At 39.0% G+C, this 18,463-nt stretch carries 16 protein-coding genes; 12 read left to right on the top strand and 4 right to left on the bottom strand.

The features are described from left to right. The first annotated feature begins 81 nt into the window (after positions 1-81). Both udk and SanJ4206_RS03810 read left to right on the top strand, forming a co-directional pair. Positions 82-714, top strand: a complete 633-nt coding sequence (gene udk / locus SanJ4206_RS03805) for a uridine kinase (protein WP_003025034.1) — start codon at positions 82-84, stop codon at positions 712-714. A gap of 42 nt (positions 715-756) precedes the next feature. Next, positions 757-1,437, top strand: a complete 681-nt coding sequence (locus SanJ4206_RS03810) for a YoaK family protein (RefSeq protein ID WP_003027537.1) — start codon at positions 757-759, stop codon at positions 1,435-1,437. Positions 1,438-1,496: 59 nt separating this feature from the next. On the opposite strand, the gene pepT is transcribed toward SanJ4206_RS03810, so the two are convergent. Next, positions 1,497-2,720, bottom strand: coding sequence for a peptidase T (gene pepT / locus SanJ4206_RS03815; RefSeq protein WP_022525088.1), 1,224 nt, complete (start codon positions 2,718-2,720; stop codon positions 1,497-1,499). Positions 2,721-2,853: 133 nt separating this feature from the next. Then, complete coding sequence (locus tag SanJ4206_RS03820; RefSeq protein ID WP_003027532.1) at positions 2,854-3,669, bottom strand: Cof-type HAD-IIB family hydrolase; 816 nt, start codon at positions 3,667-3,669, stop codon at positions 2,854-2,856. Between the two features lie 136 nt (positions 3,670-3,805). Here SanJ4206_RS03820 and lepA point away from each other — a divergent pair, with 136 nt between their 5' ends. The 7 genes from lepA (at position 3,806) to SanJ4206_RS03855 (ending at position 11,358) form a co-directional block, all read left to right on the top strand. Continuing rightward, the gene (gene lepA / locus SanJ4206_RS03825) at positions 3,806-5,629 is read left to right on the top strand and encodes a translation elongation factor 4 (protein WP_022525087.1); all 1,824 of its coding nucleotides are present in this window, start codon (positions 3,806-3,808) and stop codon (positions 5,627-5,629) included. Positions 5,630-5,737: 108 nt separating this feature from the next. After that, on the top strand, positions 5,738-6,382 hold the full coding sequence (locus SanJ4206_RS03830) for a hypothetical protein (RefSeq protein ID WP_003027527.1): 645 nt from the start codon (positions 5,738-5,740) through the stop codon (positions 6,380-6,382). Between the two features lie 194 nt (positions 6,383-6,576). Further along, on the top strand, positions 6,577-7,479 hold the full coding sequence (gene murB, locus SanJ4206_RS03835; protein WP_003025014.1) for a UDP-N-acetylmuramate dehydrogenase: 903 nt from the start codon (positions 6,577-6,579) through the stop codon (positions 7,477-7,479). Between the two features lie 97 nt (positions 7,480-7,576). Further along, positions 7,577-8,734, top strand: a complete 1,158-nt coding sequence (locus SanJ4206_RS03840; protein ID WP_003027525.1) for an ABC transporter ATP-binding protein — start codon at positions 7,577-7,579, stop codon at positions 8,732-8,734. Beyond that, complete coding sequence (locus SanJ4206_RS03845) at positions 8,715-9,521, top strand: ABC transporter permease (protein WP_003027522.1); 807 nt, start codon at positions 8,715-8,717, stop codon at positions 9,519-9,521. The genes SanJ4206_RS03840 and SanJ4206_RS03845 overlap by 20 nt, the downstream gene beginning before the upstream one ends. Further along, entirely contained in the window at positions 9,518-10,291 is a 774-nt protein-coding gene (locus SanJ4206_RS03850; protein ID WP_003027519.1) for an ABC transporter permease, read from the top strand. Before SanJ4206_RS03845 ends, SanJ4206_RS03850 begins: the two co-directional genes overlap by 4 nt. Then, positions 10,288-11,358 carry an ABC transporter substrate-binding protein gene (locus SanJ4206_RS03855; RefSeq protein ID WP_003027517.1) on the top strand — a complete coding sequence of 357 codons (1,071 nt, stop codon included), beginning with the start codon at positions 10,288-10,290 and terminating at the stop codon, positions 11,356-11,358. Before SanJ4206_RS03850 ends, SanJ4206_RS03855 begins: the two co-directional genes overlap by 4 nt. 251 nt (positions 11,359-11,609) lie before the next feature. Here SanJ4206_RS03855 and SanJ4206_RS03860 read toward each other — a convergent pair whose 3' ends face one another. Together SanJ4206_RS03860 and ppdK are read right to left on the bottom strand one after the other, a co-directional pair. Continuing rightward, entirely contained in the window at positions 11,610-12,038 is a 429-nt protein-coding gene (locus SanJ4206_RS03860; protein ID WP_003027515.1) for a DUF6556 family protein, read from the bottom strand. A 198-nt stretch (positions 12,039-12,236) separates the two neighbouring features. Further along, positions 12,237-14,846, bottom strand: a complete 2,610-nt coding sequence (ppdK, locus tag SanJ4206_RS03865) for a pyruvate, phosphate dikinase (RefSeq protein WP_003027512.1) — start codon at positions 14,844-14,846, stop codon at positions 12,237-12,239. A gap of 176 nt (positions 14,847-15,022) precedes the next feature. Between ppdK and SanJ4206_RS03870 the strand changes: the two genes are divergently transcribed. Genes SanJ4206_RS03870 through SanJ4206_RS03880 form a run of 3 tightly spaced genes read left to right on the top strand, consistent with a single transcriptional unit; the run spans position 15,023 to position 18,446 of the window. Continuing rightward, positions 15,023-15,652 carry a CBS domain-containing protein gene (locus tag SanJ4206_RS03870; protein WP_003027508.1) on the top strand — a complete coding sequence of 210 codons (630 nt, stop codon included), beginning with the start codon at positions 15,023-15,025 and terminating at the stop codon, positions 15,650-15,652. Positions 15,653-15,665: 13 nt separating this feature from the next. Next, positions 15,666-16,484 (top strand): pyruvate, water dikinase regulatory protein, encoded by an 819-nt coding sequence (locus SanJ4206_RS03875; protein WP_003027505.1) that lies wholly within the window; start codon positions 15,666-15,668, stop codon positions 16,482-16,484. Between the two features lie 42 nt (positions 16,485-16,526). Next, positions 16,527-18,446 (top strand): fructose-bisphosphatase class III, encoded by a 1,920-nt coding sequence (locus SanJ4206_RS03880; protein ID WP_022525086.1) that lies wholly within the window; start codon positions 16,527-16,529, stop codon positions 18,444-18,446. Positions 18,447-18,463: the final 17 nt, after the last annotated feature.

Here is an 18,463-nt window from a genome sequence, read left to right on the forward strand (position 1 = left end):
TGTCATTTATTTTAATTTACCTCTTTCATTATATCATGATTTGTTGTAAAATAGATAAGATGATAAAAAATGGAGTGAATAATGCAAAATAGACCGATTATTATTGGCGTAACAGGTGGTTCTGGTGGTGGTAAGACGAGTGTTTCAAGAGCCATTCTGTCAAATTTTCCAAATGAAAAGATTTCTATGATTGAGCATGATTCTTATTATAAGGATCAGTCACATTTGACGTTTGAAGAGCGAATCAAGACCAATTATGACCATCCTTTTGCTTTTGATACAGATTTGATGATTGAGCAAATCAAGGAATTGTTGGCAGGACGTCCAGTAGATATTCCGACGTATGACTATACAGCTCATACACGCAGTGATAAAACGTATCGTCAAGACCCACAGGATGTCTTTATTGTAGAAGGAATTCTGGTTTTAGAGGACAAACGCTTACGTGATTTAATGGACATTAAGATTTTTGTTGATACAGATGATGATGTTCGAATCATTCGTCGGATTAAGCGAGATATGGATGAGCGTGGACGTAGTTTAGACAGTGTCATTGAGCAATATCTAGGTGTGGTAAAACCTATGTATCATCAATTTATTGAGCCTACGAAGCGCTATGCGGATGTGATTATTCCAGAAGGAGCTTCTAATACAGTAGCGATTGATTTGATTACAACGAAGATTGAAAAAATCTTGCAGGAAGCAAGAGAGTAATAGAAAGGAAGTCTAGTGAGGGAGTGCTAGACTTTTTAGGTGATGATGATAAATAGTGTAAAAAGAAAAAGAGAGTTTCATTCGCGATCGAAATTTTTTGCCTGTCTGCTGACTTTTTGTGCGGGATTTATTGATGCTTATACATTTATTGAAAGAGGCGGGACATTGGTTGCGGGCCAAACAGGAAACGTTGTTTTCTTGTCAGTTGAATTGATTCATCATGAGACAGGAGAAATAGAAGTGAAGTTAGCAACGATGCTGGCTTTTATGCTAGGCATTTTTGTGCTAACTATTTTCAAAAATAACTTTGAAAATTCTTTATGGCGCTTATCCAGCATTCTTCCACTGATTTTGGTTTGTGGGCTTACAGGATTTCTACCAGTAACCGTGTCCAACCTTTTCATTGTTCCACCGATTGGTTTTTGTATGGGGATGGTGGCAACAGCTTTTGGTGAAGTGGACGGTATTGTCTACAATAATTCCTTTATGACGGGCAATATCAAAAAAACAATGGTTGCTTTTGGTACTTATGTGCGGACAAAAGAAAAAACTTGCTTAGCGGAAGGTATTTTCTTCGTTGCTTTATTAGGAAGTTTTGTGACAGGAGCGATTGTTTCCACTTATTTGATACAATTTTATTTGTTGAAAACAATTTGGCTCGTAGCTATTATTTTACTAGCATTTTTAACTTTTAGAATGGTGCAATACATTCGCAGAAGATAAATTAAAACTGCAACTCAGCTTTGATGAGGGTTGCAGTTTTTTGATAGAGTTATGGAATGTTAGTCTTTGTAAGAAACGATACCAATAATGGTATCAACAGCGCGTTCCATTGTTTGCAGACTGACATATTCAAAGCGCCCATGCATATTTTCACCGCCGGCAAAGATATTTGGTGTAGGAATGCCCATAAAGGAAATCTTTGAGCCGTCTGTTCCGCCACGAATAGGTTCGATAATTGGCTGGATGTCCAATTTTTCCATAACAGCCTTTGCAATATTGATAGGTGTCATGTCTTTTTCAATGACTTGGCGCATATTGTAGTACTGATCTTTAAGCTCTAGCTGAACGCGTTCACCGCCAAGCGTTGCATTCATTTTAGCGGCAATAGAGCGCATCAGTTCTTTGCGTTGCTCAAAAGTTGCTGTGTCGAAGTCACGAATGATATAACTTGCTTTTGCTTCTTCGACAGTTCCTTCTACATTCATAAGGTGATAGAAGCCCTCGTAGCCATCTGTCAGCTCTGGGCGAGCACCATCTGGCAATTGATTATGAAAGTCAATGGCTAATTGCAGAGCGTTAATCATTTGTCCTTTGGCAGTGCCTGGGTGGACATTGCGTCCTTGGAAAATAATTTCTGCACTAGCTGCAGAGAAAGTTTCAAATTGAAGTTCTCCGAGAGGTCCACCGTCAATCGTATAAGCAAAATCTACATCGAAATCTACTGCATCAAACTTATCAGCTCCAACACCGATTTCTTCATCTGGACCAAAGCCAACTCGAATTTCGCAGTGCTTGATGTCAGGATGAGTTGTCAGATACTCAATCGCTGTCATAATTTCAGCAATACCTGATTTATCATCAGAGCCGAGAAGGGTTGTTCCATCAGTTGTAATCAAGGTTTGTCCCTTATATTTTTTCAGACTATCAAAATCAGCAGGGTCAAGGTTAAAACCAGATTGTCCTAGCGGAATTACACCGCCATCATAATTTTTAATGATTTGCGGATTGACACCTTCTGCATTGAAATCTGCTGTGTCCATGTGGGAAATGAGACCAATTTTGCGCGTGAGACTTGGGTCATTTGCAGGAAGAGTGCCGATAGCGTAGCCATTTGGTAAATAATATACATTTTCCAAACCAACGCGTTTCATTTCAGGAATGAGGATGTTATTGGCAAAATCTACTTGGCTTTGTGTGCTTGGTGTCGTCGTAGAATGTTCATCTGAACGCGTATTTACTTTTACATAAGTCAAAAAACGTTCTAAAAGAGTAGGGTAGTTCATAAGTTCTCCTTTTTGCATAGATGTAACTAGTGTATCATATTTTGGGAGGGAAGGCTATCTACAAATAGTGAAAGAATGACAATATGTTTCAATAAAAATCATGAACTTGAAAAGAAGCTCATGATTCATCCTATTAGTTACTCAAAATGAGTTTTTCAATAGCTGTGGCAACACCGTTTTCATCATTGGTATCTGTCACATAATTGGCTAGTTTTTTAACATAGTCGCTAGAATTACCCATAGCCACGCCAAGACCTGCAAATTGGATCATTTCAATGTCGTTGTTGGCATCACCAAGTGCCATAATTTCTTGAGGTTTAATCTCTAAGTGTTGAGCTAATTCCCTAAGAGCAGTCGCTTTAGTAGTGCCTTTGGGCATAGCTTCGTAAATGACTGGTTGGGAACGAACACCGCTGAAATGCTGGCAAATCTGGCTTGCAAATTGCTTTTCAAAGGTGTCTAATTCATCAGGCTGTGCTAAAAACATAGCTTGAAACATGATATTCTTGCCGCTGATAGCTTCTTTGAGGCTGATTTCTGTGGGGGTTGTAAAAACAAGGCTAGCGTCATAAGTGACTAGCTCACTTGGCTTTTCGTCTACTACTAAATAACGTTCTTCATCGAAAAGAGTCAATTGGGCAGGAGTTTGCTTGGCAATTTTATCCAAGTAAAGAATGTTTTCCACACTCAACTCTTTCCAAGCAACAAGATTCCAATCCTTGGTTTGATGAGTAGAGCAGCCGTTATTGATGATGACATATTCGTTTTCTCCACTCAGCCCTAATTGTTCATAGTAAGGTTTTACTCCGACCAAGGGACGACCTGTACAAAGAACGAGCTTTACTCCGTTTTCAACTGCCTCATGAATAGCATCAATATGTGCTTGGGGAATTTCTTTTTGGCTATTTAAAAGTGTGCCATCCATATCTAATGCGATTAATTTAATCATAGCACCCTCATTTCTGTAAATGTATTTGCTTTTATTATAGCACAAATGAAACGGGATATGGAACGCTTTTTCAAGACTGGTAAAAGTCACCTGCCTTATGTTATAATAAATAGAATACCCGAAAAGGATGAGAAAAATGAACTTAGATGAATTAAAAAAACGGCAGGAGAAGATTCGGAACTTCTCTATTATTGCTCACATTGACCACGGTAAGTCGACTTTGGCAGACAGAATTTTGGAAGCAACGGAGACGGTTTCCAGCAGAGAAATGCAGGCTCAGCTTTTAGATAGCATGGATTTGGAGCGGGAGCGGGGCATTACCATTAAGCTCAATGCGATTGAACTCAACTATACTGCCAAGAACGGTGAAACTTACATTTTTCACTTGATTGACACACCAGGACACGTGGATTTTACCTATGAAGTCTCTCGTTCTTTGGCAGCTTGTGAAGGGGCTGTTTTGGTGGTTGATGCAGCACAAGGCATTGAAGCACAAACTTTAGCCAATGTCTATCTCGCCTTGGATAATGATTTAGAAATTTTGCCGGTTATCAATAAAATTGACCTTCCAGCTGCTGACCCAGAGCGGGTGCGGACTGAGATTGAAGATGTCATTGGTTTGGACGCAAGTGAAGCTGTGTTGGCTTCGGCTAAAGCTGGTATCGGGATTGAAGAAATCTTAGAGCAAATTGTGGAGAAAGTTCCTGCACCGACAGGAGATGTGACTGCACCACTCAAGGCTCTTATTTTTGACTCAGTTTATGATGCTTATCGTGGGGTTATCTTGCAAGTGCGTGTGATGGACGGAGTTGTGAAGCCAGGTGATACCATCCAGCTGATGAGCAATGGCAAGACTTTTGATGTGACCGAAGTCGGTATTTTCACTCCAAAAGCCGTTGGACGAGATTTCCTAGCGACTGGTGACGTTGGCTATATCGCAGCTTCTATCAAGACTGTTCAGGATACTCGGGTTGGCGATACAGTAACCTTGGCGAATAATCCAGCAGATGAACCACTTCATGGCTACAAGCAAATGAACCCAATGGTTTTTGCTGGTCTTTACCCGATTGAATCCAATAAATATAATGATTTGCGGGAAGCTTTGGAAAAACTTCAGCTTAATGATGCCAGTCTACAATTTGAACCCGAAACGTCTCAGGCACTAGGTTTTGGCTTCCGTTGTGGTTTCCTCGGTTTGCTCCACATGGATGTGATTCAGGAACGTTTGGAGAGAGAGTTTAATATTGACTTGATTATGACGGCACCGTCGGTTATCTACAAGGTTAATATGACAGACGGCGAAGCCCTTGATGTTTCCAATCCGAGCGAATTTCCAGAACCGACCAAGATTGATTCCATTGAAGAGCCTTATGTCAAAGCACAGATTATGGTGCCGCAGGAATTTGTCGGAGCAGTCATGGAATTGGCTCAGCGTAAACGCGGTGACTTTGTGACCATGGACTATATCGATGAAAATCGAGTCAATGTCATCTACCAAATCCCGTTGGCAGAAATTGTCTTTGACTTCTTTGACAAACTAAAATCCTCAACTCGTGGCTATGCTAGCTTTGACTATGAAATCTCAGAATACCGCAAATCAAGTCTCGTTAAAATGGATATTCTCCTTAATGGCGACAAAGTAGACGCTCTTAGCTTCATTGTTCACAAGGAATTTGCCTATGAACGCGGAAAATTGATTGTTGAAAAATTAAAGAAAATTATTCCGCGTCAGCAATTTGAAGTGCCGATTCAGGCAGCAATTGGTCAGAAAATTGTGGCACGGACAGACATCAAAGCTCTACGGAAAAATGTACTTGCCAAATGTTATGGTGGAGATGTTTCCCGTAAACGTAAGCTCTTGGAAAAACAAAAGGCTGGTAAGAAGCGGATGAAGGCCATCGGATCTGTTGAAGTGCCACAAGAAGCGTTCCTCAGCGTCCTCAGCATGGATGATGAGTGATATGTACAAAAGTTATAAAGAGAGTGGAATGCTCTCTTTTCTTGTGTCGTGAAATAATTGTGAACTCTAAATAAATATGCTAAAATAAAAAGATAGGAGGGATTGGTTATGAAGAAGAAAAAGAGCTGGCTGATTTTATTTTTAGTGGTACTCCTTATCTTTATACTAGAAGCATGTAGTTCAAGCGGAGGGAATAAACCAAAATCATCACAACAGTCATCTTCGTTAAGTAGAGTCTCTGCAAAAGAAAGCAGTAGCTCAAGTTCATCAAATGCTACGAAAAAAGATGTGAAGATGGAAGAAATGCAACGTGTTGGTTCGGATGATTACGGTTATATTGATATTCCTAAAAAGTGGGTGAAGTTTACTGATGTAAATGGTGGCGATAGTATTCAATATACAGATGGTTCTGCCTATAATATTGTGACCATGAATGCCTATACGAAAGAAAAAGCCAACATCAAAGAAGGAGAAGAATTTACAGCACAAACGATTGCTAATCGCATTTACTACAATTGGCAAAACAATGCAGACGTAAAGAAAATTTGGGGTTCAAAAAGCACGGTTGCAGGTAACGAAGCTTATCAAGTTAATGTTATAATGAAATCAGGTCAATACTTGATTAGTTGGATTTTCAAAAAAGACGAGAAAGTTTATCTCATTGCATTCGAGGGCGATCGAGCAACACTCATAAGGTTCATTAATTATATCGAAAATACATGGAGCTTGAGTAAAGAAAAAACAAAAATTTAAAAGTAAAGTGGAGTTCAAATTGTGATTTTACAAACATCGCGATTTCAATCCACTTTTTAAATAGTTTGGGAAAGCTATAATAAAGGCTTCAGCCATGATTTGGGTCTTTTTTGAAAGAATATTTTCTTCAATTTATCGTAAATATTTGCTAAATTTGGTATAATAGATTGAATTTTGTTTAAGAGAGAGAAAAAATGTCAACTTTAGAAATGTTAAAATCAGAATTAAACGGAATTGATATCCGTTTTGATGAACCTTTGAAACAATACACTTATACCAAAGTAGGTGGAGCTGCTGATTATTTGGTTTTCCCGCGAAATCGCTATGAATTGGCACGAGTGGTGAAATTTGCTAATCGGGAGCAGATTCCTTGGATGGTACTAGGGAATGCTAGCAATATCATCGTTCGTGATGGTGGTATTCGTGGTTTTGTCATTATGTTTGACAAATTAAACGGAGTGGCAGTGGATGGCTACACCATTGAAGCAGAAGCGGGTGCTAATCTCATCGAAACGACTCATATTGCACTTCATCATAGCCTAACAGGTTTTGAATTTGCTTGCGGGATTCCAGGGAGCATTGGTGGAGCTGTCTTTATGAATGCTGGTGCTTATGGTGGTGAAATTTCGCATATTTTACTTTCTTGTAAAGTGTTGACACGGGATGGAGAAATCAAAAATATTAGTGCTCAAGACATGAAATTTGGTTATCGCCGTTCCTACGTTCAACAGACAGGTGATGTGGTGATTTCTGCTAAGTTTGCCTTAGCGCCAGGAATGCACCGTGTGATTCGTCAAGAAATGGAACGTTTGACCCACCTTCGTCAATTGAAGCAGCCATTAGAGTATCCTTCTTGTGGCTCTGTTTTTAAACGTCCGGTAGGGCATTTCGCAGGGCAATTGATTAGTGAAGCAAATTTAAAAGGGCATCGCATTGGTGGGGTAGAAGTTTCTACAAAGCATGCAGGTTTTATGGTCAATGTTGATAATGGAACTGCAGCAGATTATGAAAATTTGATTGCACATGTGATTGAGACAGTGAAAGCTCATTCAGGTGTGACTTTGGAAAGAGAAGTCCGCATTATTGGCGAGAAATGAGTGTCTCTAGCGGCAACATTCATATTATTCTCTAAAAAAATCAGTCAGGACAAGACTTTAATCTGTCAATCTATGAAAAAGAAGGAATTTATGGCAATTGAACAAACCAATCATTGAATTTAAAAACGTATCAAAGGTTTTTGAAGATAATAATACAGTCGTCTTAAAGGACATCAACTTTGAGCTAGAAGAAGGCAAATTTTACACACTTCTGGGTGCATCAGGATCAGGAAAATCAACCATTCTAAATATCATCGCTGGCTTGTTGGATGCGTCCAGCGGTGATGTTTTTCTTGACGGCGTCCGAATCAACGATATTCCGACCAACAAACGTGATGTGCATACGGTGTTTCAGTCCTATGCCCTTTTTCCGCACATGACTGTTTTTGAAAATGTGGCATTTCCGTTGCGTTTGCGTAAAGTTGAAAAACAAGAAATAGAGCGACGGGTTGCAGAAGTCCTGAAAATGGTGCGTTTGGATGGTTTTGAGAAACGCTCTATTCGTAAATTGTCCGGTGGACAACGCCAACGAGTGGCTATTGCGCGTGCTATTGTCAATGAACCGCGGGTTGTTTTGCTGGATGAGCCTTTATCTGCACTGGATTTGAAGTTGCGAACAGACATGCAGTATGAATTACGTGAATTGCAGCAGCGTCTAGGGATTACTTTTGTCTTTGTCACCCATGACCAAGAAGAAGCACTGGCCATGAGCGACTGGATTTTTGTGATGAATGACGGGGAGATTGTGCAGTCAGGGACACCTGTTGATATATATGATGAACCTATCAATCACTTTGTAGCGACCTTTATCGGCGAATCCAATATTCTTCCAGGAAAGATGATTGAAGACTATCTGGTTGAATTTAATTGCAAACGATTTGAAGCCGTTGACGGAGGAATGCGTCCTAATGAGCAGGTGGAAGTCGTCATTCGTCCAGAAGATTTGCGGATTACACTTCCGGAAGAAGGAAAACTGCAAGTTAAGGTTGATACGCAGCTTTTCCGTGGCGTGCATTATGAGATTATCGCTTATGATGAATTGGGCAATGAGTGGATGATTCATTCGACTCGCAAGGCCATTGTCGGAGAAGAGATTGGGCTGGACTTTGAACCAGAAGACATTCATATCATGCGGCTTAATGAAACAGAGGAAGAGTTCGATGCTCGAATTGAAGAATATGTGGAAATGGAAGAGCAAGAAGCTGGCTTAATCAATGCCATTGAGGAGGAGCGCGATGAAGAAAACAACCTCTAATCTTTTTGTTGCTCCTTATATTCTTTGGATTTTATTATTTGTATTGGCACCTGTTGCCATGATTGTTTGGCAGTCGTTTTTCAATATCGAAGGTCATTTCACCCTTGAAAACTATAAAACTTACTTCGCTTCGCAAAATCTGACTTATCTTAAAATGAGTTTGAACTCTGTTTTATATGCAGGAATTATCACAGTTGTTACCTTGGTAATTAGTTACCCTACTGCGTTTTTGTTGACACAATTAAAGCATAGACAGCTTTGGTTGATGCTCATTATTTTGCCGACATGGGTCAATCTGCTTCTCAAAGCTTATGCTTTTATTGGGATTTTCGGACAAAATGGATCTGTCAATCAATTTTTAAGTTTTATTGGGATAGGTGCTCAACAAATCCTGTTTACAGATTTCTCTTTTATTTTTGTAGCCAGCTATATTGAGCTGCCCTTTATGATATTGCCGATTTTTAATGTTTTAGAGGATATGGATCAAAATCTGATCAATGCCAGCTATGATCTTGGTGCCAATCGTTGGGAAACCTTCCGTCGTGTCGTTTTTCCCTTATCTATGAATGGCGTGAGAAGTGGTGTGCAGTCTGTCTTTATTCCCAGTCTCAGTCTTTTTATGCTGACGCGTTTGATCGGTGGCAATCGTGTTATTACGCTAGGTACAGCCATTGAGCAGCATTTTCTGACTACACAAAATTGGGGAATGGGCTCAACCATTGGTGTTGTCTTGATTGTAGCCATGCTCGTTATCATGTGGGCAACGAAAGAAAGGGGAGAACGATGAAAAAAACTGCTAGTATTTATTTAACAGTCGTCTTCTTAATTCTTTATTTGCCGATTTTTTATTTGATTGGCTATGCGTTTAATGCTGGCGATGATATGAGCAAGTTTACAGGCTTTAGTCTGACGCATTTTCAAAATATGTTTAGTGATACTCGCTTGATGCTAATTTTGGCACAAACCTTTTTTCTGGCTTTTTTGTCTTCTTTGATTGCCACAGCAATCGGAACGTTTGGTGCCATTTATATTTATCAAGCCAAAAAGAAATACCAAGATGCCTTTTTATCGGTTAATAATATCCTCATGGTGGCGCCAGATGTCATGATTGGGGCAAGTTTCTTAATTCTTTTTACAACTATCAAATTTCAATTAGGTTTTCTATCCGTTTTGGCGAGTCATATTGCTTTTTCAATTCCTATTGTAGTTTTGATGATATTGCCACGGCTAAAAGAGATGAATGACGACATGATTAAGGCGGCCTATGATTTAGGAGCAAGCCAAGTTCAGATGTTAAAAGAAATCATGTTGCCCTATTTGACACCAGCGATTATTGCAGGGTATTTTATGGCGTTCACCTATTCCTTGGACGATTTTGCAGTGACCTTCTTTGTGACTGGAAATGGTTTTTCAACCTTATCGGTTGAGATTTACTCGCGGGCTCGGCAAGGAATTTCCTTAGAAATCAATGCTCTCTCTGCTTTGGTATTTCTGTTTAGTATTCTTTTGGTGATTGGCTATTACTTTATTTCTCGTGAGAAGGAGGATGCAGCATGAAAAAGCTCTATTCATTTTTAATGGGCATTGTTGCCATTATCCTTGTCCTTTGGGGAGTAAGCTATCATATTGAAAGTCGGACAAAAAGCGGGAATGGTGACAAATTGGTCATCTACAATTGGGGAGACTACATTGATCCAGAGTTGCTGATGAAGTTCACCAGAGAAACCGGTGTCCAAGTCCAATATGAAACCTTTGATTCCAACGAATCCATGTACACTAAGATTAAGCAGGGCGGGACAACTTACGATATTGCAATTCCTAGTGAATACATGATTTCTAAAATGATGTCGGAACACTTGCTTGAAAAATTGGATCATTCAAAAATTAAAGGGCTAGAAAATATTGGAAAACGATTTTTAAATCAATCATTTGATCCCCAAAATCAATACTCTATTCCTTACTTTTGGGGAACGCTAGGCATTGTCTACAACACAGAATTAGTTAAAACAGCACCTAAGCATTGGAGTGACCTGTGGCGACCTGAATATAAAAACTCTATTATGATGATTGATGGAGCTCGCGAGGTAATGGGTGTCGGGCTAAATGCTTTAGGTTATAGCCTCAATTCTAAAAATACTAAGCAATTACAAGAAGCAGTTGATAAGCTTTATACATTAACGCCGAATATCAAAGCCATTGTAGCAGACGAGATGAAAGGCTATATGATTCAAAACAATGCGGCGATTGGTGTTAGTTTTTCAGGAGAAGCACGGCAAATGTTAGAGAAAAACGACAAACTTCGCTATGTTGTTCCAACAGAAGCCAGCAATCTTTGGTTTGACAATATTGTCATTCCTAAAACAGTCAAAAATAAAAAAGCTGCTTATCAATTTATTAACTTTATGTTAAGACCTGAAAATGCCTATAAAAATGCTTTGTATGTTGGCTACTCAACGCCTAACATGCCTGCTAAGGCGATGCTGCCAAAAGAAATCCAAGAGGACAAAGCTTTTTACCCAGATGAAGAAACAATGAAGCACTTAGAAGTCTATCAACAGCTCGGCTCAAAATGGCTAGGAATTTATAATGACTTGTATCTTCAAGTGAAAATGTATCGGAAATAATGATCCGTGAAAATTGTTTCGAACTTCGTAAACTTTAACAGCTCGAGGAACTATTAAAGACTGCGGATAAAGGAAGCAAGGTTTCCATCAAAAACCTTCTGGAAGCCAGTTGAAGTCGTAGGACAAGGTTCACGCAGTGAATCTCATTCAAACTTTTTGATTTTCATTGAGAGTATGAAATTAAATATAAAAAAGCGGAAGTTGAGCAACTCCCAGACATTGATCTGATTGGTTGTCTCACTTCCGTTTTTTTAATTACTAGAGCTTGAAGTAGTTGTATTTGTGTCGTTGTCAGTCGTTTTGCTACTTGTCTGACTAGAGCTAATATCGTTTGATGTATTGCTAGACTGCGTGGTGTCAGAACTAGCGCTACTTGTTTCTGTTTCGCCTTGACTAGTAGCAGTCGTGTTGCTAGATTGAGCCCCGTCTGTTGTTGTTTCTTTCTGAATTTCTTTGATAATAGTTGTTTGTGTTGTCTGACTGGTTTTTGTTTTGTTATCAGATTTATTGTTATTCATGAAAGTCAGGATTGTGATTGTTGCGGTGATAATCCCAAGAATACTCCCAATCGTAGCAAGGGTCTTTTGAAAAGCTGACAGCCCTTTTTTGATATGGTGACGAGTAGGCGCTTTTTCTTCTTTAGTAGTTGAAGTTTTGTTTTTTCGAGAATAATTTTCCATTGTGAGTTGATAATCTCCTTTCTCATCTTCATTATACCCTCTTTATTTAAAATTGTCTTAAAAAAATTTAAAATGTTGAAAATTTCATGTAAAGCAATCGAAAATTGATTGAAAAAATTACCTTTTACAAAAAATCAGCTCCATCCTTGTCTGTCCTGTTAGCAGATAGAAAGAGCTGATTCACTTATAAGGAAGGAACTAGGAAAGATGTGCTTGCGCAACAGCTAATCGTGCAGCAGGAACGCGATAAGGTGAGCAAGAAACATAAGTAATGCCAATCTCTTGAAAGAAAGGAATAGAAGCAGGATCTCCTCCGACTTCACCGCAAATACCAATTGGAAGTTCTGGCTTTACTTGATGAGCTTTTGAAATAGCTATTTTCATGAGCTCGCCCACTCCAGCTCGGTCAATGGTTTGGAATGGATCAAATGACATGATTTCTCCCTCTTTGTAATGCTGGATAAATTTTCCAATATCATCACGAGAAAAACCATAGGTCATTTGCGTCAAATCATTGGTACCAAAACTAAAGAAGTCTGCTTCCTCGGCTAACTGATCTGCGATGAAACAAGCGCGTGGCAGCTCAATCATTGTACCGATTTCATAAGGGAATGACTGCATGTGATGTTTCTTGAAAATCTTCTCAATATGCTGACAAAGAGATGTTTTGATTGAAACCAACTCCGCCTTTTCTGAGATTAAAGGAATCATGATTTCTGGCTTAATGATCATGCCTTCTTTTGCTAGTCTTATAGCGCTATTAAAAATGGCTTCTACCTGCATTTTATAAATTTCAGGCTGTGTAATTCCTAAGCGGCAACCACGATGTCCCAGCATTGGGTTCGTTTCTTGCAGAGAAGTGATTTTCCGCATTAGTGTATCAAGAGGTACTTGCAATTTCCCAGCTAATTGCTCAATTTCCTGTTGTGTTTTTGGTAAAAATTCGTGCATAGGCGGATCTAGCAAGCGGACAATCATCGGTTTATCTTGAATGGTTTGATACATCTGATAGAAATCTTCTTCTTGAAATGCCAAAAGTGTCATTAAAGCAAACTTAGTTTCGATTTCATTCGTTGATAAAATCAATCTGCGCATTTCTAAAATCCGTTCCTCACCAAAGAACATATGCTCTGTACGAGCAAGACCAATGCCTTTGGCTCCAAATTGAACAGCTGTTTTCAAATCTTGAATGGTTTCAGCATTCGCTCGAACGGTTAGCTGTGCAATCTCATCTGCCCAAGAAAGGAACAGTTGTAATTCGTCATTATTATCAATCATAGTGGTTGGAATGCTTCCAATGTAGAGTTTGCCGGAAGTGCCGTCTACAGAAAGGATGTCTCCCTCTTTTAAGGTTACCTTACCGCATACAAGTGTTTTTCCGTCTTCATTGATAGATAATTCTCCGCATCCTGCGACACAACAAGTGCCCATGCCACGAGCTACAACGGCTGCATGAGAAGTCATGCCACCGTGACTGGTCACGATTGCTTGACTAACTACCATTCCTTCAATGTCTTCGGGAGAAGTTTCTTGGCGAACTAAAATCACTTTCTTTCCAAGTGCATGAAATTCTTTGGCGCGCTCGGCAGTAAAGACAATTTCTCCTGTTGCGGCACCTGGACTAGCGGGAAGCCCCTGAGTTAAGTGATGAGCTGATGTTAAAGCTTTTTCTTCAAAAACAGGGTGAATCAGTTGGGTAATGGCAGAAGGACTGACTCGTAGGAGAGCTTCTTGCTTTGAAATCATTTTTTCATTCACTAAATCCAAAGCAATTTTTAAGCTTGCTTTAGCCGTCCTTTTTCCGTTTCGAGTTTGCAGGATATAAAGTTTTTCTTTTTCAATAGTAAATTCAATATCTTGCATATCTTTGTAGTGTTTTTCAAGAACCTTGGCGTAGTTGCAGAAATCTTCATAGGCTTGCGGTAAGATCCGTTTAAGAGAGTCAATCGGCTCTGGAGTCCGAATACCGGCAACGACATCTTCTCCTTGAGCATTGAGCAAAAATTCCCCAAATAGATGATGTTCACCAGTGGCAGGATTTCTGGTGAAAACAACGCCTGTGCCGCTTTTTTGGTCGCTATTGCCAAATACCATACTCTGGACATTGACAGCCGTACCTAAATCATGTGGAATGTGGTTTAGTTCACGGTAGACTTTAGCGCGTGGATTGTTCCATGATTTGAATACCGCTTTGATAGCAGCGTAAAGTTGCTCTTTAGGGCTTTGTGGGAAATTTTGATAGTGTTCCTGATAGACTTCTTTATATTGTTGAATAAGTGATTGGTGTTCTTCTTTTGAAAAGTCATTGACCTTCTTATTCAATTGTTTTTCGGTTTTTTCTAAACATTGGTCGAATTCTTCTTTGGGGATGCCGTAAACGACATCAGCAAACATCTGCAATAAACGCCGATAACAATTGTAAGCGAAATTGGCATTTGTCGCATCTGCTAAAGTCTGAACACGCAAGTCATTTAGTCCAAGATTGAGAATCGTGTCCATCATACCAGGCATAGAAATTTTAGCTCCGCTACGGACAGAAACCAGTAGTAGTGAGGGTTCATTCCCCATGAAAAATTTATTCGTTTTGGTTTCTAGCTTAGTAATCGCTTTCAAAACTTCCTCTTTTAAAATAGATTCGAAAAAGGAAGGAGTTTCTAAATAACGTAGACAACTTTGAGTTGTAATCGTAAATCCCTCAGGTACAGGTAGCCCCAAATGGGTCATTTCTGCCAAATTGGCACCCTTACCACCTAGTAGCGCCTTGTCTTCAGCGCGTCCTTCTTCAAAAGAATAAATCCATTTATCCATTTTTGCCTCCAATTTATTAAATATGTGTCATAATAAAAGACAAATACATTGTAATATACGTCATATATGTTTGTCAACTGAAAAAGCCAATCATAAATCGTTGACAAACGAGTTTTATTTGTTATAATATGACACATAATAATGATTTAAAATTGATATTGGAAAAGGAGTAAAAGTTGAAATTAACAAAACGACAAAAAGAGATCGTTGAGATTGTAAAGAAAGATCAACCGGTTAGCGGTGAAAAAATCTCAGAACTGCTAGATGTGTCTAGGGCAACTTTGCGCTCAGATTTATCCTTTCTAACCTTAGTGGGGATTTTAAAAGCAAGTCCGAAAGTTGGCTACACTTATGCTGGTTCGGATTTGGAAACGCTCTTTTTCTTTGATACTTTTCAGAAGAAAGTTGAAGATGTCATGACCTCACCAGTATTGGTGACGCACGATTCGTTTATTCAAGATGCCATTATTACTTTATTTATGTATGATGCAGATGTTCTCTATGTGATAGATGAAAAAAAGCAGCTACTAGGTATTTTATCGCGAAAGGATTTGTTAAGGGCTGCCCTCAATGCCAATATTGATGTGACACCAGTAGCTGTTTGCATGACCAGAATGCCGCATATAAAAACCTGCCATAAAGATTTGAATATCCTTGAAGCTGCGGCACTTTTGCAGGATTTTGCCATTGATTCCTTGCCTGTTGTGGAGGAGCAAAATGAAGGTCATATTATCGGAACAATTACGAAGTCAGCTTTGTTGGACTTTATTATCCAAGAAGCTAGAAATGCAGAAGTGAATAGATAAAAAAGGAGTTTTCATGAAACAAGAGATTACCATTTACGCCATTTCTGATTCTTTGGGAGGAACATCCCAAAAATTACTATCAGCCGTCATGGCTCAATACCCAGATTTGATTTTTAATAATAGCTATCGGTTTCCTTTTATCAATAAGGAATCTGAATTGTTGGATATTTTGCAGGACGCTATCAAGGATGACGCAGTTGTGATCAGTACCTTAGTAGACAGTCATTTAGCAGCAACTGCGAGGGAATTTAGCAGAGTCAATCATTTGTCTTATCTGGATTTGATGAATCCGTTCTTTGAAATCATCAAGGAAAAAACAGGTACTCAGCCGATTGAAGTTCCGGGAGTCTTACACCGTTTGGACACGGAATATTTCAATAAAATCTCTGCTATTGAATTTGCTGTTAAATATGATGACGGCAAGAACCCGCAAGGATTTTTGGAGTCAGACCTTGTGATTCTGGGAGTTTCTCGAACTTCCAAGACTCCGCTCAGCATCTATTTAGCTAATAAAGGCTACAAAGTATCCAATCTTCCCTTGATTCCAGAGGTTCCGCTACCGCAAGTCTTGGATAAAGTAGATAGAAGAAGAATGATAGGCTTGGTGTGTGACCCAGATAAATTGGCAAAAGTGAGAAGTAACCGTCTGGATGCGCTCGGTTTGACACAAGCTACAAGCTATACAGATATTGAAAAAATTTATGAAGAATTGGACTATTCTAAAAAAGTTTTCCAAAAATATCAGGCTCATGTTATCAATATGACAGATAAATCTATTGAAGAGACGGCTTGCATTATTGAAGAACATTTAAAATCTCTGGCTTCAAAATAAGAATTAAAGCCCTAAGGTGCTGTATTTAAACGAGGTGAACGAATGGAGCAATACAAACGAATTTTATTAAAAGAGTTTGATTCCAAGCAAAAGGTCATTACAGAGTTAATCAATCTGGAAGCTATTTTAAATTTGCCAAAAGGGACAGAATTGTATCTTAGCGATATTCACGGTGAGTTTGAGGCTTTTGACTATATCCTAAGGACCTGTGCGGGGAATCTGAATGAAAAAATCAACGACTGCTTTGGAGAGGAATTATCAAAAGCGGAAAAAGACAAGCTGACCTTGCTGATTGCTTATCCCCAGGAAGTTTTGAGCGATGGTTTTCTTTATCCTTTGAAAGACAAGAGTTGGTATGGAGAAATTATTCAAAACTTGTTGACTTTGCTAACTTTTGTGGCAGCAAAATACACTCGTTCCAAAGTGAGAAAAGCTTTGCCACCACAATATGCTTATGTGATTGAAGAATTGCTCTATACAGATCGAAATTTGCCGGATAGCAATATTTATTTTGAAACGATTCAGAACTATTTGATTGATTTAGGCGAGGCAAGTCAGTTTATTTCGGCATTAGCAAAGGTCATTCGGCAGTTAATCATTGATCATCTTCATATAGTTGGCGATATTTTTGACCGCGGGGCAGCCGCAGATAAAGTAATGAATGAAATCATGGCTTATCATTCTGTGGATATTCAATGGGGCAATCACGATATTATCTGGATGGGGGCTTTCTTTGGCTCGAAAGAATGTTTGCTTATTCTCTTGCGAATAGCTGCTAGATATGGCTATCTTTACGATATTGAGAGAGCTTATGGTCTCAATCTAAGACCGATCGTTCTTTTTGCCGAAAAGACTTATTCGGAAAATGCGAAATTTAAGCCCAACTTAGGAAAACGAAGCGACAGCTATTCTCCTAAAGAAATTCTCCAATTGGAAAAGGTTCACCAAGCACTAGCAATCATTCAGTTTAAATTGGAAAATCAACTGATTAAAAGGCGGCCGGAGTTTGATATGGCTCAAAACTTGACGCTTGATAAGATTGATTATTGGGAAGAGAGTATTCTAGTTGGAGAAAAGAAGCATTTTTTAGCTAATACTTGCTTCCAAACAATCAATCCTCAAGAGCCAGATCAGCTGACAGACGAGGAAGAGGAAGTGGTTGCTACTTTGCTAGATTCTTTTCAGCATTCAATTCAAATCAAACGTCACATTTCTTTTTTGATGAACAAGGGTTCGATGTATAAGATTTATAATAATCACCTCCTTTTTCATGGCTGCATTCCTTTGGAAGAATCTGGAGATTTTCAACCTTTACAGATCAATGAAATTCGCTATGCTGGCAAAGAATTGCTCGACTTTTTTGAATATCACATTCGAGAAAGTTCTAAAAATCCAAAGATTCAAGACGATTTCTCAACGGATCTTATCTGGTATTGTTGGAATGGAAAACTGTCTCCCTTGTTTGGCAAGGATAAGATGACCACCTTGGAGCGTTATTTTATTGAGGATAAGGAAACGCACGTTGAAAAGGAAAATCCCTATTTCTCCTATCGGAATTCTGCTAAGATTTGCAAGTTGATTTTGGAAGAATTCGGTCTCTTTTCTGAAGATTCTAGGATTGTAAATGGGCATACACCTGTAAAAACGTTGAAAGGCGAATCTCCAATTCGAGGTGAAGGAATGCTGTTCGTTATTGACGGTGGTTTGTGTGAAGCCTATCAAAAGAAAACGGGAATTGCTGGCTATTCCTTGCTCAATAATTCATATGGTTTTCAAATTGTCACACACCAACCTTTTCAAAATGTGCAAAAAATGATTGAGAAGGCTGTAGATCTCTCATCCTTGAAGAGAGTGATTGAGCATGTCCGTGAGCGAACTTTGATAAAATCAACGACAATCGGTCAAAGCCTCATGGAACAACAACAGGAACTATTCGCTCTCTTGCATGAATTTTATGATTAACCTTCATGGCTCTTCAA

Origin of the sequence: Streptococcus anginosus (assembly GCF_001697145.1) — a bacterium.
Taxonomy (GTDB): Bacteria; Bacillota; Bacilli; order Lactobacillales; family Streptococcaceae; genus Streptococcus; species Streptococcus hominis.

Coding starts and splice junctions, on each gene's coding strand:
- SanJ4206_RS03880 (WP_022525086.1), top strand. CDS start 16,527: ATGGAGCAATACAAACGAATTTTATTAAAAGAGTTTGATTCCAAGCAA.
- udk (WP_003025034.1), top strand. CDS start 82: ATGCAAAATAGACCGATTATTATTGGCGTAACAGGTGGTTCTGGTGGT.
- SanJ4206_RS03850 (WP_003027519.1), top strand. CDS start 9,518: ATGAAAAAAACTGCTAGTATTTATTTAACAGTCGTCTTCTTAATTCTT.
- SanJ4206_RS03810 (WP_003027537.1), top strand. CDS start 757: ATGATGATAAATAGTGTAAAAAGAAAAAGAGAGTTTCATTCGCGATCG.
- SanJ4206_RS03875 (WP_003027505.1), top strand. CDS start 15,666: ATGAAACAAGAGATTACCATTTACGCCATTTCTGATTCTTTGGGAGGA.
- SanJ4206_RS03830 (WP_003027527.1), top strand. CDS start 5,738: ATGAAGAAGAAAAAGAGCTGGCTGATTTTATTTTTAGTGGTACTCCTT.
- murB (WP_003025014.1), top strand. CDS start 6,577: ATGTCAACTTTAGAAATGTTAAAATCAGAATTAAACGGAATTGATATC.
- SanJ4206_RS03820 (WP_003027532.1), bottom strand. CDS start 3,669: ATGATTAAATTAATCGCATTAGATATGGATGGCACACTTTTAAATAGC.
- ppdK (WP_003027512.1), bottom strand. CDS start 14,846: ATGGATAAATGGATTTATTCTTTTGAAGAAGGACGCGCTGAAGACAAG.
- SanJ4206_RS03845 (WP_003027522.1), top strand. CDS start 8,715: ATGAAGAAAACAACCTCTAATCTTTTTGTTGCTCCTTATATTCTTTGG.
- SanJ4206_RS03855 (WP_003027517.1), top strand. CDS start 10,288: ATGAAAAAGCTCTATTCATTTTTAATGGGCATTGTTGCCATTATCCTT.
- lepA (WP_022525087.1), top strand. CDS start 3,806: ATGAACTTAGATGAATTAAAAAAACGGCAGGAGAAGATTCGGAACTTC.
- SanJ4206_RS03860 (WP_003027515.1), bottom strand. CDS start 12,038: ATGGAAAATTATTCTCGAAAAAACAAAACTTCAACTACTAAAGAAGAA.
- pepT (WP_022525088.1), bottom strand. CDS start 2,720: ATGAACTACCCTACTCTTTTAGAACGTTTTTTGACTTATGTAAAAGTA.